At 66.7% G+C, this 13,696-nt stretch carries 11 protein-coding genes; 7 read left to right on the top strand and 4 right to left on the bottom strand.

The genetic code is table 11. The features are described from left to right. Nucleotides 1-27 precede the first annotated feature (27 nt). Nucleotides 28-861 (top strand): hypothetical protein, encoded by an 834-nt coding sequence (locus BJY26_RS15750; RefSeq protein ID WP_179429138.1) that lies wholly within the window; start codon nt 28-30, stop codon nt 859-861. Then, nucleotides 858-2,117 carry an ROK family transcriptional regulator gene (locus tag BJY26_RS15745; protein WP_179429137.1) on the top strand — a complete coding sequence of 420 codons (1,260 nt, stop codon included), beginning with the start codon at nt 858-860 and terminating at the stop codon, nt 2,115-2,117. The genes BJY26_RS15750 and BJY26_RS15745 overlap by 4 nt, the downstream gene beginning before the upstream one ends. Nucleotides 2,118-2,125: 8 nt before the next feature. Here BJY26_RS15745 and BJY26_RS15740 read toward each other — a convergent pair whose 3' ends face one another. Both BJY26_RS15740 and BJY26_RS15735 read right to left on the bottom strand, forming a co-directional pair. After that, complete coding sequence (locus BJY26_RS15740; protein WP_179429136.1) at nt 2,126-4,084, bottom strand: hypothetical protein; 1,959 nt, start codon at nt 4,082-4,084, stop codon at nt 2,126-2,128. After that, on the bottom strand, nt 4,085-5,509 hold the full coding sequence (locus tag BJY26_RS15735; RefSeq protein ID WP_179429135.1) for an aldehyde dehydrogenase family protein: 1,425 nt from the start codon (nt 5,507-5,509) through the stop codon (nt 4,085-4,087). A gap of 223 nt (nt 5,510-5,732) precedes the next feature. Between BJY26_RS15735 and BJY26_RS15730 the strand changes: the two genes are divergently transcribed. Further along, nucleotides 5,733-7,094, top strand: a complete 1,362-nt coding sequence (locus tag BJY26_RS15730) for an MFS transporter (protein ID WP_179429134.1) — start codon at nt 5,733-5,735, stop codon at nt 7,092-7,094. A 22-nt stretch (nt 7,095-7,116) separates the two neighbouring features. Then, nucleotides 7,117-7,839 (top strand): PIG-L deacetylase family protein, encoded by a 723-nt coding sequence (locus BJY26_RS15725; RefSeq protein ID WP_218852463.1) that lies wholly within the window; start codon nt 7,117-7,119, stop codon nt 7,837-7,839. A 219-nt stretch (nt 7,840-8,058) separates the two neighbouring features. On the opposite strand, the gene BJY26_RS15720 is transcribed toward BJY26_RS15725, so the two are convergent. Then, entirely contained in the window at nt 8,059-9,114 is a 1,056-nt protein-coding gene (locus tag BJY26_RS15720) for a glutathione S-transferase family protein (RefSeq protein ID WP_179430016.1), read from the bottom strand. 106 nt (nt 9,115-9,220) lie between these two features. Here BJY26_RS15720 and BJY26_RS15715 point away from each other — a divergent pair, with 106 nt between their 5' ends. The 3 genes from BJY26_RS15715 (at nt 9,221) to BJY26_RS15705 (ending at nt 11,735) form a co-directional block, all read left to right on the top strand. Beyond that, complete coding sequence (locus BJY26_RS15715) at nt 9,221-10,108, top strand: Fpg/Nei family DNA glycosylase (protein WP_179429133.1); 888 nt, start codon at nt 9,221-9,223, stop codon at nt 10,106-10,108. A gap of 47 nt (nt 10,109-10,155) precedes the next feature. Next, on the top strand, nt 10,156-11,202 hold the full coding sequence (locus BJY26_RS19650) for an FUSC family protein (protein ID WP_179429132.1): 1,047 nt from the start codon (nt 10,156-10,158) through the stop codon (nt 11,200-11,202). Between the two features lie 176 nt (nt 11,203-11,378). After that, on the top strand, nt 11,379-11,735 hold the full coding sequence (locus tag BJY26_RS15705) for a Fe-S oxidoreductase (protein ID WP_179429131.1): 357 nt from the start codon (nt 11,379-11,381) through the stop codon (nt 11,733-11,735). 22 nt (nt 11,736-11,757) lie between these two features. On the opposite strand, the gene BJY26_RS15700 is transcribed toward BJY26_RS15705, so the two are convergent. Further along, complete coding sequence (locus BJY26_RS15700) at nt 11,758-13,515, bottom strand: AMP-dependent synthetase/ligase (RefSeq protein ID WP_179430015.1); 1,758 nt, start codon at nt 13,513-13,515, stop codon at nt 11,758-11,760. Between the last annotated feature and the right edge of the window lie 181 nt (nt 13,516-13,696).

Here is a 13,696-nt window from a genome sequence, read left to right as displayed (position 1 = left end):
GGCCGCTGCTGCGGTCAAAATGAAAGCATGTCCCGCACAGCGTCCCGATTGAACTTGCTGGACACGTTCGTCGTGACGGGCGTGATCACCATCGGCATGGTCCGCGGAGGTTTGGCGTTGACCGGATATCCCCAAGTCGGCGGCGGCTCACTGCACATCGCCCACTCGATTTGGGGCGGACTGGCGCTGGCCGCCGCGTTGATGATCGCGCTCCTCGGCTCCGTCAAACGGCACGTGATTGCTGCGGTGCTCGGCGGCGTCGGCTTTGGTCTGTTCATGGACGAGGTCGGGAAATTCGTCACCAAATCCAATGACTACTTCTTCCGGCCGTCCGCGGCCCTCATGTACGTGGCGTTCCTCGCCATTTGGACTGTGACACGGTTCCTCGTCACCCGGCGGGAAGGCCGGGGGTTCTTTTCGCCCGCCGAATGGCCGACGCCCGGGTGGCTGCGCTGGGTCATCCTTGCCTGGTTCTGCGTGCAGCTCGCCGGCAGCGTGTCCATGGCTTTGTTGTTTTTCGCCGGCGGCGCGCAGCGTGCGTTTGGCGCCGGCGACACGTCGACGACCCTCGGCGTGCTGATCAGCTTGCCGTACGCGGTGTTGCTGGCATATGCGATAGTGCGGTTCTTCATCGCGGGCAAACGGATCCCGGTGGCGGGCGCCATGCGAGCCATCACCTATGTCGGCCTGCTGATCGTCTATCCGTTCTTCAGCGTCCACTCGCCCGTGCTGGTCGGCGCCGCCCTGGTCGTCAGCGTCCTGGTGATCCTCGGCCTGTCCGAATCCACGGTGGCCGGCATCGTCAGGGGCATGTTCGCCAAGGCCCACGCGGACGGGCAGACAATAGGAGGTCGGTCATGACGGACTCCGAGCCACGCCCTTCCGCGCCGAGGCATCCCGGCACGAACTTAGCGCACCTGGGCGACTTCAATCAGGCAGTGGTGCTGGACGCCGTACGGCGGGCTCCGGACGGCGTGAGCCGCACCGTGCTGCGCGACCAGACCGGCCTGGCCGCGCAGACGGTCTCGAACATCGTCCGGCGCCTGCTGGACGCCGGGATGGTCGTCGAGTCCGGTAAGCAGACCCGCGGACCCGGCAAGCCTCGCACGATCGTGAAGCTGGACCCGGACGGCGGGTACGCGGCCGGCGTCCACCTCGACCCGGCCGTCATCACGTGCGTGCTGCTCGACCTGGCCGGCGCGACGCGTGCGCGGGCGGCAATTCCGACCCCGCTGGACACCGATCCACATCGGATCATCGCGCTCGTGGCCGACCAAGTGCGCCGGCTTGTCGACGAATCGGAGATCGATCGCGGTCGCATCGCCGGCATCGGGATCGCCACGCCCGGCCCCATTGACGAAGATGCCTCCGAAGTGGTCGACCCGCCGCTGTTGTTCGGCTGGCACCGGGTGCCGTTCCGTCGCATCCTTGCCGAAGAGACGTCGCTTGCCGTGGAATCCGGCAAGGACACGGCTGCCGTGGCCATCGGCGAGATGTGGGCCGGAAGCGATACGGCAGACGATTTCGTCTTCTTTTACGTCGGAACCGGGTTCGGCGTCGGCGTCGTACACGCCGGTGAGGTGGTGCGCGGCACGTCCGGCAACGCCGGCGAGATCGGACATATCATCGTCGATCCGGACGGCCCACCGTGCGAATGCGGCTTACGCGGTTGCTTGTCGGCCTGCTGCATGCCCTCGAACCTGGTCCGTGAGGCCGAATCGCTCGGGGTGATCCCCGACGACCGGGTGTCGCGCAGCGGCCCGGCCATCAGCGCGAGCTTCACCCGGTTGTGCGACGCGGCCGGCGCCGGCGACGAGCGTGCCGGCGCGATCCTGGACACGGCGGCGGACCGGGTCGCTCGCGGCATCTCGGTGATCACGAATCTGCTCGACGTCGACCGGGTCGTCTTTGGCGGCCCCTTTTGGCCGCGGATCGCGGACCGGTTCTTGGCCAGGGTGCCGGGAATCGTCGATGAACTGGCAATTGGGCGCGAGTTCCATTCGCCCCGGGTCGACGGTACGGAGCTTGGCGAAGACGTCGGCGCCATCGGCGCGGCGTGTCTCGTACTCAGCCGCCGGCTCGGCGTCCGCTCGGCGAAGCTGCGGATCGGGCCCTGACGACGTCCTCAATCCGCCGAGCGTCGGGCCGCCACCGCGTACGCGCTACCGGCCGCGCAGATGCCCACGGCGATCCAGCCGGCCGGTCCGTGCACGAGCCATAGTGCCGAATAGGCCAGCAGGGAGGTGATCCCCGCGATCCGGGCCAGCAGAGTTCCCGCGAGAGATCCGATAGCGGACGCCAAGAGCGCGGCTCCCAGGACGAACAAGGCGAGATCCAGAGCCGGCGGCTGCAGCGCGTAATGCGAACCGGCCGGCGTATCCGGCGTCTCGACGGCTCCGCCCAGCGACAGCGCCGACGCCGCGAACAACAACACCGTGAAGACCAACGAACGCCGGACTCGGCGCCGCCGCACCCGACGCGCGACGACGTGCGGCCCGGTGCGCGCAGCGACGTCCATCCGCTCCATCCACGTCCACAGCAGGGCGAGCCGCGCCGACACGGCTCCTCCCGAGACCGCGGCCAGGAGCACCCAGACCAACGCGGACGATCCGGTCGGCGGCCCGAGTACCGCAGCTCCGGCGATCGCCGCGACCCAGCCCAGGAATATGGCGATACGTCGTGCCCGCAGGCCGGTGCGATAGCGCGCCGTCAACAGCCCGGCGTCGGAGCCGGCCGTGGCGTCGTCCGGGCTTGCGGACCCGGCCTCGTCCCCGACGGCGCGTTGCCACACGTCGTCGAACAGCGTCGGCAAGGAGGTGGCCGCATTGCGAAAATACGCCTCGTGATCGAGCAGTATCGATGCGGTCTGCGGAATCTGTCTGAGGCGCTGCGGGTCGCCGATGGCCCGCACGAGCGGCGCCATCGGATCGTCGCGCGCCAGCACGTCGTGCCCCGGAATCGTCGGCCGGTGGTCCGGGCCGGCCAGGATCCGGCGCGCTAAACCGGTGCGCTGCAAGATGGCCGTGATGATCAGGACGGACGCGGCAGCGGGAACGAGGCTGATGGCCAGGGCCGGCGCAATGCGTGCGAACATGTCGGCAAACGACGGGAACGCATGTGCGGCGACGGCCGGCGCGGCGTCCGGGGCCAAACGCCACAGCGCACCGGCGGCGGCCAAGACGGCGGCAATTGCCTTGCCGGTGAGCAAGATCAGTGCGATCAACGCCGCCGCCGGCGCGGCCGCCACAATCACCGAGAGCACCCAAAGCGCTGCCAGCAAAGCCCAGTAGCGGCCGAGACCTTCTTGAATGCCGAGCCGACGAACCGTCTGCAACAGCGGATCGGCACTGCCGAATGTCGTCACCCGGTCGGCGGCCGAGAGGTGGCCGTCCGCCAGAAGCCGCTTGCGCGCGCCCAGCACGACCGAGCCGCCTTGTGAATGTCCGGCCAACACGACGCGCTCGGCGCGGGCGCGGATGACGGCGTCCGTGACGGTGTGCACGATCTCGGCGCGCTCCCGATCGTCGGTCAACCAGACGTACGCATCGTCGACCATCAACCGGAACCGTCCGATGCCGGCCATGACGAAGATCGCGGCCACGATGAGCGGTGCGGCCAGCAGCCTGACCAAAAGCGTCAGCAGCCGGCCGAGAGCCAATATCGGGCCGGGCGCGGGCGCATTGCGATACGCGTGACGGCCGAAGATCGACGACCACACCGCCGCGAAGTCGGCAAGCAGCACGGCACCGCCGATGTGGAAAGCCCGGCCCAGCGTCGTCCACCACGAGCCGGCCCGCACCAGCGAGCCCCAGTAGACAGCTTCGAGATCCACGTTTTCGGTGCGGCCGTCCCGGGTGAGGCGCAAGTGCCTGTGGCGCCCGGGGTGCAACCGGCACTCGGCGGGGCACTCGGTGATCTCGACCGTGTATTCCTCGCGTTCCGACCAGCGCCGGACCACCCGGGCAAGCAATGTGGCGGCCCAGACAGCCGGGTCGTCGGTTGCGGCGCCGTGCACGAGGGCCACATACGTCACCGCGCGCCGAGTGCCGGATAGGTGCCCGGTTACCGGCCGGTAACCGGGCACCTATCCACCTTTCGCGCGGCGCATGGGGGCGATGACGCGGCGAATCAACACGTCCTTGACCCGTGAGAACGGCGGGTAGACGGCGGCAAGCGTGTCCGGGAGCAGCGGCTTGGAGAAAATTGCCTTCTGGTGGCTGAATGTGTCGACCGAATATTCGCCGTGATACCTGCCCATCCCGGATCCGCCGACGCCGCCGAACGGCAAATCCGGCACCATCAGATGCGCGACCGGCACGTTGAATCCAAGACCGCCGGACGACGTGCCGTACGTGAACGTCTTCCGCACCGACCTGTCGTTGCTGAACACGTACAGCGACAGCGGCTTGTCGCCGGCGTTGATCATGGCGATTGCCTGGTGCGGCCCGTCGACCTCGACGAGCGGCAGGACGGGGCCGAAGATCTCTTCGCGCATGACCGCCGCGTCGGGGGCCGTTCGCGGAAGCACCGTCGGCGGCAGATACCGCGTCCGCTGATCCGGCTCGCCGAACCCGGCCGGCCCTCCCGGTGTGCCGACCGGGACGAATGCCGACAGCCGGTGGAAATGCTTGTCGCTGACGATCCGCCCGTAATCGGCGCTGGTCGAGGGGTCGCGGCCGAACATGCGCTGAATAGAGACCGCCAGGAGCGGTGCGAGCTTTTCCAAAGTGCGTGCGGTGCCGAGTACGTAATCGGGTGCCACGCACGTTTGGCCGGCGTTGAGAAACTTGCCCCAGGCAATGCGGTCGGCCGCAGCAGGCAAGTCCACCGATTCGTCGATGAACACCGGCGATTTTCCGCCGAGCTCGAGCGTCACGGGCGTGAGGTGCTTGGCTGCGGCTTCCATGACAAGGCGACCGACCCGTCCGTTACCGGTGTAGAAAATGTGGTCGAAGCGGTGGGTAAGCAGCTCGGAGGTCTCCTCGGGCCCGCCCTGCACGACGCGGACGGCGTCCTCGTCCAGATACGCGGGCAGGTATTTGGCGATGGCTGCTGCGGTGGCAGGCGCCAGCTCGCTCGGCTTGACCACTGCCGTGTTGCCGGCTGCCAGCGCTCCGACGAGGGGGCCGAGGGCCAGCTGTATCGGATAGTTCCACGGTGCGATGACCAGGACGACGCCGAGCGGCTCGCGCAAGACCGTTGCCGTGCCGGGTTGCAGGCTGGCCGGTACGCGCGTGCGGCGCGGGGCCAGCCACGATCGGAGGTGCTTTTTCGTGTGCGCGATCTCGCCGACGACGAACCCGATCTCGGTCAGCCAGGATTCGGTAGGGTTTTTGGCGAGGTCGTGCTGCAACGCAGCTTCGAAGTCGGCGGTCTGGTGCGTCAGCATGGTCTCCAGCGCGTCGAGCTGGGCCAGACGCCAACGGACGGGCTTGCTGCGGGACTCGGCGAATGCCCGGCGCGCGTCGTCCACTGCGTCGGCGATCGATGACTGCGCGCTGGTGTCCATGCTTCATCTCTAGCACACGTACACAGAGCCCGGCGCGTCGAAACTCCGCGGAACACGGGCCGGAATACCCCACGCTCCGGGGCAGGTTCTAAGCTGTGAGAATTGGCTTCCCCCGGCCGGACAGGCTGTTGATGCAGAACGAGGACGGATTGTTCGACAGCGCTCGACCGGCGGGACGGCGGTAACGAGCCGACGACAACCGGATCCGAATGACTGGACGCGAATGACTGAGCAATCGACGCATGGTGCGCCGACGTCGCTTGCCGACCCCCGGGTCCGAACGACTGTCGTGGTGATGTTCGCCCTGGATTTTCTCACGGCTTTTGAATTGTTCGCAGTCACGACCGCGATGCCGACAATGGCGCGTGAGCTGCATGGGATCGAGCTCTATGGGCTCGCATTCGCCGCGCCGCTGACCATGAGCATTTTCGCGCTCACGGTCGGGGGCGTGTGGAACGACAGGTCGGGGCCGGGAGTGCCGCTGCAAGTGGGCATCGTCGTCTTTTCGGCCGGACTGCTCTCCGTCGGGTTCAGCCCGAACATGTGGGTGGTCGTCGCCGGTAGATCATTGCAGGGCCTTGGCACGGGACTTGTGGCAGTCAGCCTTTACGTGGTCGTTGGCCGCCTGTTCCCTGGAGAACTGCAGCCGAAGCTCTTTGCCGTGTTGAGCGCTGCCTGGGTGTTGCCGGGACTTGTCGGACCGGCACTGGCCGGGTTCGTCACGGCGACGGTGGGGTGGCGGTGGATATTCCTGGCCGTTCCGGTGCTCGCGCTTGCCGGGCTTTTCGCGCTCCGGCCCTCGGTCGGACGGCTGCGGGCTGCCGTCGATGGACCGCGGTCGGCTGTCGGGCGCAAGCCGCTGTGGGCGGTGGGAGCCGCGGCGGGCGTGTTCTTGTTCAGCCGTGGGGGTGAGCGTGCCGACGCGTGGTGGCCGGTCGAATTGGCAGTCGCCGCCTGCATAGTGATTGTGACGGTGCCCCGGCTGATGCCGGCCGGAGTGTGGCGGGCCGTCCGCGGTATCCCGAGCGTGGTGGCCATGCGCGGGCTGATTGCCGCGGCGTTCGGAATCGCCGAAGTGTTCATACCGTTGCTGCTCACCGATGCGCGCGGATTCGGGCCGGCCATGGCCGGCTTGGCCCTGAGCATCGGCTCGGTGGCATGGTTTTGCGGCGCGTGGTTGGCCGGCCGCGGCAAGATACGCGTTCCGGTGCGGATGCCGGTAGCCGCCGCATTTTTGACTGTCGGTATTGCCGGCGCGCTGTTGCCGGTGTTCCAACCGGTGCCCGTCGCGGTCGGATTGGTCTTTTGGGCAATGGCCGGAACCGGAATGGGCCTTGCATATCCGACGCTGGCGGTGCTCATCTTGCGGTATTCGCCCCAATCGGAGCACGGTGTCAACAGCTCCGCGCTGCAGCTGTCCGAAGCTATTGGACAATCGATCGCCTTTGCCGGCACGGGGGCGCTTTTCGCGGCGATTTTGGCGATGTCGCCGAGGCTGGGATTTATTGCGGCGTTTGCGGTTGCCGTCGTCATCGGCATTGCGGCACTAGCTGTCTCGCGGCGCACCGTGGTAGGAGATGTGTAGAGACGAACCTCAGGAGGCGTTCATGACCGAGCAGCTGAAGCCGTTACCGGATGACTGGCAGCGCGCGCTTGTCGTGATGGCCCATCCGGACGATCCCGAATACGGCGTTGCGGCCGCTGTCGCGGTTTGGACGGCGGCCGGTAAGGACGTGCGGTACGTGTTGGCCACGAAGGGCGAGGCAGGAATCGCCGGTATGCCGCCGGATGAATCGGGGCCGCTACGCGCCGACGAACAACGTCGCGCCTGCTCACACGTGGGCGTGTCGGCGTTGGAATTCCTCGACTATCCGGACGGGCGCATCGAAGAAGGTCTTCAACTGCGCCGTGATATCGCTGCGCAGATCCGCCGGCATCGTCCCGAACTCGTCGTCACGCTGAACCATCGGGACGCCGGCTGGCGGCCCGGGGGCTGGAATACCGCCGATCATCGTGCCGTCGGCAGGTCCGTGCTGGACGCCGTCGCCGACGCCGCCAACGAATGGATCTTTCCCGAGCTCACCGAGGAGCCGTGGGCCGGCGTCCGCTGGATCGCGGTAGCCGGGCCGGAAGTCACGCACGCCGTCGAGGTCGCCGCGGGCATTGAGTCGGCCGTGGCGTCGCTGGCCGAGCACCGTCGGTATCTCGAAGCACTCTCGGCCGATCCGGTGCCGGATCAGGCCCGGCGGCAGGTCGAAATGGTCACGGCGCCGCGTGAGGACTTCGGCGGCCGGCGCGCCGTCGCCGTCGAATTGTTCGGCGACATCTGAGCGGCGTCCCGGGCGGTGCGTGACCGGGCCGCCGAGTGGTGGCGAATGGCGGCAAAATCGCTGATTTTGCCGCCATTCGCCACCACTCGGCGCGGGGCGGCCGCCATTCGCCACCACTCGGCGCGGGGCGGCCGCCATTCGCCACCACTCGGCGCGGGGCGGCCGCCATTCGCCACCACTCGGCGCGGTGAGTAAGCGGGTCTGGGCAACGGCCGCCGGTTAGGCGTCCGCCGTGACCTCGCCGGCAGACGCCCGATGCGCGGCCGGAACCTCTTCGCCGGCGGCGACCGGGCCGGGCGGAGTACCGTCGCCGAACGGACGGCCGCCGAGCTCCTCGCGGTGATGCGGCGCGAGCCAGCCGGACAGATCGGGGCCCTTCGGCACGATGCCCGTCGGATTCACATCGGAGTGCACGATGTAGTAATGCCGTTTGATGTGGTTGAAATCGGTCGTGTCGCCGAAGCCCGGAGTCTGGAACAGGTCGCGGGCATAGGCCCACAGGACCGGCATCTCGGAGAGCTTCGACCTGTTGCATTTGAAATGCCCGTGGTAGACGGCGTCGAAGCGGGCCAGCGTGGTGAACAGCCGGACATCGGCCTCCGTGATGGTCTCGCCGACCAGATAACGCTGGTTCGTCAGCCGTTCCTCGAGCCAATCGAGCCGGGCGAACAGTCTGTCGTAGGCGGTTTCGTACGCTCCCTGCGATCCGGCGAATCCGGCCCGGTACACGCCGTTGTTGACGTCCTTGTAGACCAGCTGGGCGACCTCGTCGATTTCGTCGCGGAGCTTGTCGGGGTACAGGTTCGGCGCGCCGTCCCGATGGTACGCCGTCCATTCGGTCGACAAATCGAGAGTGATTTGCGGAAAGTCGTTCGTCACGACGGCGCCGGTCGGGATGTCGACAATGGCCGGAACCGTGATGCCGCGCGGATAATCCGGGAACCGGGTGAAATACGCCTGCTGGAGCCGTTCGATGCCCAACACCGAGTCGACGCCGCCCGGATCGAGATCGAATGTCCAGCTGCGCTGGTCGTGTGTGGGCCCGCAGATCCCCATCGACAAGGCATCTTCCAGGCCGAGCAGCCGACGCACGATGATTGCCCGGTTGGCCCAGGGGCATGCGCGGGCGACGATCAGCCGGTACCTGCCCGCTTCCACCGGATAGTCGCCGTCGGCCGCGATCCGGTCGGAAATGTACCGTGTGTCGCGGTCGTAGGTCTCACCGGGCGTCACATAGGTGCCTGCGTTGTCGGGGGGAGTGGTGTCGTCAGCCATAGTTGCCTCCAGTACCGTGACGATCGCCTCCGCATCGACGGAGGTCATTCAACAGTCAATCATCCGCCGCACCGTAACGGAACACTGGAGCATAGGATCGTTGATTATGCCCGAAGGACATTCCATCCACCGCTTGAGCCGAGCATTCGACGAACTGTTCGGCGGAACGCCGCTCGCGGCGTCCAGCCCGCAAGGCAGGTTTGCCGCCGGTGCTGCGCTGCTCGACGGGTTGCCCTTGACTGCCGCCGAGGCGTACGGCAAACAGCTCTTCTTAGGGTTCGGCGGGACGCCGACCGGCCCGGAGCGGTGGCTGCGAGTCCACTTGGGCCTATACGGAGCCTGGACCTTCACGGGTACCGATTCGTTTGCCGGACCGCACGCGATCGGCGCCCCGCGGCGACGGATTGGTGAGGCGGACACCGCAGTTGCCGGAGACACCGGGAGCGTTGACGACGACGGCCGATTCGTACCGCCGGCTCCGCGCGGAGCGGTCCGGCTTCGACTTGTCGGACGCGACGGATGCGCCGATCTGACCGGGCCGTCGGCGTGCGAGGTCGTCACCGGCCCCGAGAAGCGGGAGGTCATCGCCAAGCTCGGGCCGGATCCGCTCCGGAAGGACACGGGCGCCGCCGCGGAATTCGCCGCTCGGATCCGCGCGCGCCGCGTCGCCGCCGGGGCGCTGTTGATGGACCAAACGGTCGCCGCCGGCGTCGGCAACATTTTTCGCGCCGAATCGCTGTTTTTGTGCGGTGTGAACCCGTATCGCCCCGGAAGGGACGTCACGGACGGCGAGGCGCGCGAGCTCTGGACGACGCTGGCGCGGCTGATGCGACGCGGCGTCCGGACCGGAACCATCAACTCGACCGGCCGGAAAACGGTACCGTTCTTCGTTTACCACCGCGCGGGTGAGCCGTGTCTTCGGTGCGGTACGCCCGTGCGTGAGGCACTCATGCAGGCCCGCCGGCTCTTCTGGTGCCCCGGCTGCCAGCCGTAAAAGGGGTGGGACGGCGCCGTGCGGTAGGGCGCGCACATAATGGAGCAGTGGTCTACTTCTCCGGTTTGCGGCTCGGCCGTGTCGATTTTGAGGCCGCATTCCGCGCGAGCATCTCCATGCTGGCGCCATTGCTCGTGCTGTATGCCTTTGGGGACCTGCAACTGAGCGCGTATGCCACGTTTGGTGCGTTCACGAGCCTGTACGGACGCTATGAGGCCTATCGGCAGCGCATCACCACCGTGGCGGTTGCCGGGCTGGCGCTCTTGACCGTGATCTCGACCGCTACTGTCGCGGCCGCATTCGACTGGCCGGCGCCGGTGCGTCTTGCCGCACTATTCATCATTACGGCCGGCGGCGTCGTCCTGAGCAGCGTCATGCGGTGGATCCCGTTCGGACCGATCTTTTACGTCTTCGGCTTCAGCGTGTGCGTCATCATTCCGACGAGTCCGTCGCAGGTGCTGCCGCGGATCGGACTGGCCGCAGCGGCCGCAGCGTTCTCGTGGCTCGTGTGCATGTCCGGATGGATGGTGCGGCGCCGGGCACCGGACACCGTGCGACGGCGACTGCGCACTTTGACGTCGTCGCCGCGCGCACCGGGGGCCGCCTCCGACCCGGTGGTGTACGGCGTTGCTCTGGAAACGACAGTGGCATTGGCTGTGGCGTTGTGGCTGGCGTCGTTGACGACTTTGGGGCACGGGTACTGGGCGGCCGTCACGGTAGCCGCCACGCTGCCGAGACCGTACGCGCCGCACGCATTTACCCGGATCTTTCACCGCGTGCTCGGCACGGCGGCGGGCGTTGTCGTGGCGGGAATGTACTTGTACCTGCAGCCTCCGTTGCTCGTGGTGATCTTGGTGATCGGCGTCTGCCAGTTCGGCGCCGAAATCTTCGTCGGGAAGATTTATGGGGTGGCGCTGCTGTTCATTACTCCGCTGGCGTTGTCGGTCGGAAAACTCAGCACGGCCATGTCGACCGAGAGCTTGTTGACGGACCGACTCTTCGAGACGCTGATCGGCGGGGTCGTAGCGGCGATAGTCGTTTGGATCGTCAAATTTGTTGGCCGGTATCGAACGCCCGTCGCCGGCACCGACTGACCCGCCCGGCGAGTGGTGGCGAACGGTTGGACCCGCCCGCCGAGTGGTGGCGAATGGCTGGACCCGCCCGCCGAGTGGTGGCAAACGGTTGGACCCGCCCGCCGAGTGGTGGCGAATGGCTGCGAAATCGCCGATTTCGCAGCCATTCGCCACCACTCGGCGGAGGGAGAGTTACCGTGAAACGTATGAAACGGGTCAACTACGCAGCGTCGCAGGCAATCGGACACGCGGCGAGCCTCTATTCCGCTTGCCTGGGCGGCAGGAGCCGGTGGATCGACGGCATCCGCGTGTGCACCGGCGTCCCGACGTGGGCATATCCGCGCGGCGGCGTGTGCTGGGGCGACACCGTCGTCACCGGGAGCGACCCGCGACTGCTCACACATGAGCGCCTCCGGCACGAAAAAGTCCATCGCGACCAATGGCGCCGCTACGGACTTGCCTTTCCGATCCGCTACTTCGCCGCCGGCAATAACCCGCTGACGAACAAATACGAGCGCGAAGCCGGGCTGGGCGACGGCGGTTACACGCCGTAACGTACCCGACGCACGGGCGCCGTCAGCGGTAGAGGTCGTCGATCTGTTCGGCGAAATCGCGATTCACTACATGGCGCTTGACGCTTTGCTTTGCAGAGAGATGTCCGCTCTCTTCGGTCAACTCGATCGGAAGGATTGCGAATTTGCGGATCGATTCGGCGCGCGATACCGACTGATTGGCGTCATCGACGGCGCGCTGGATCTCGTCGAGGACCGCCGGATTGTCGGCGGCCTCCGGCAGCGACATCTCGCCAAGCCCGTTGTTCTTCAACCACGTCGGCAGCATTTCGGAATCTAGCGTGATGAGCGCGGCGATGAACTTGCGCTGGTCGCCTACGACGACGGCCTGGCCGACAAGAATATTGCGGCGGAGGCGGTCCTCGAGCGGGGCCGGGGCCACGTTCTTACCGCCGGCCGTGACCAGGATCTCCTTCTTCCGGCCCACGATCGTGAGGTACCCGTCCTCATCGATCGAGCCGAGGTCGCCGGTATGGAACCAGCCGCCCGAGAACGCTTCGTTCGTTGCCGCCTTGTTGTGCCAATATCCGCGGAATACGCAGATGCCCTTGGCCAGCACCTCGCCGTCCGGTGCAATGCGCACGGCACAACCGGGCAGCGGAGGGCCCACCGTGCCGATCTTGCTGTTCGACGGCAGATTCACCGTCAATGGGGCAGTCGTCTCGGTCAGTCCGTACCCTTCCATCACGATCAGGCCGATACCCCGGTAGAAGTGCCCAAGATATTCGCCAAGCGGCCCGCCGCCCGACACGGCGTGGGTGACTTGTCCGCCAAGTGCCTTGCGCAACTTGGAGTACACGAGTTTGTCGAACACCGTGTGCTGAAGCTTCAGGCCGAGGCTTGGCTTGCCGGTGTCGAGCGATTCCGAGTACTTGACCGCCACGTCGGCAGCCCTCGCGAAGATGCCGCCCTTCTTATCGGCCGTCGCGCTCTGCTCCGCCGAGTTGAACACCTTTTCAAATACCCGGGGAACGGCCAGCACGAAGGTCGGCTGGAAACTGCCGAGATCCCGAGTGACGTCCTTCAGATCACTGGTGTGGCCCATCGTCGTGCCGGCAGCTACGCACAGGACCTGGATATACCGGGCGAACACGTGCGCCAACGGCAAGAACATCAGGGTCCGGGCATCTTCGGCGAACACCTCGGGAATCTTGTCGATCGCCGATTCACTGAGCAGCACGAAATTGCCGTGCGTGAGTTCGCATCCCTTCGGCCGGCCCGTCGTGCCCGATGTGTAGATGATCGTGGCCAGCGATTCGAGGCCGGCTGCTCGGCGCCGTTCCTCCAACGTATCGTCATCGACCGAACGTCCGGCTTCGCGGACGACATCCAGCCCGCCGTCTTCGAAACACCAGACCCGGGCGGGGCCGTCGTCGTCCGGGTACGCGGCGGCCAGCACATCCATATTGGCCCGGCTTTCCGTGAACAGGGACGTCGTACCGGAATCGCCGACGATCCACGACAGTTGTTCGGCGGACGACGTCTCGTACACCGGGACCGTGACGGCGCCGGCATACCAAATTGCGAAATCGACGAGCGTCCACTCATAGCTCGTGTGCGCCATCAGCCCGACCCTGTCGCCGCCGGCGACACCGCTGCCGATCAACCCCTTGGCGACGGCCGTGACGTCGCGGTGGAACTCCCGTGCCGACACGTCCGTCCAGATGCCGTTCGTGCGGCGTGAATACAGTGGCCGTTCGGGATGGCTGTTCACCTGACGTTGCAGCAGGTCGGTGATGTTGCTGCCGGTGTCGACGGTCATGGTCAGCGGCGCGCTGCTTTCCGCCAAGGTCGACGGATTGGTACGCGACTCTGCGGCCGGTTCGGGCACGGAAGCTCCTTTGTAGCGGTGAACGTTGTAGCAGTGGACGCCGGGCAATGGCGCGTGCAGGGTCCTTAGCCCTCATCCTACGAACTTTTGACCGGTAAGCGTGCCCGGGCAT

The organism is Spelaeicoccus albus, from assembly GCF_013409065.1.
Classification (GTDB): Bacteria; Actinomycetota; Actinomycetes; order Actinomycetales; family Brevibacteriaceae; genus Spelaeicoccus; species Spelaeicoccus albus.
This window is presented reverse-complemented; position numbering and strand designations above follow the sequence as displayed.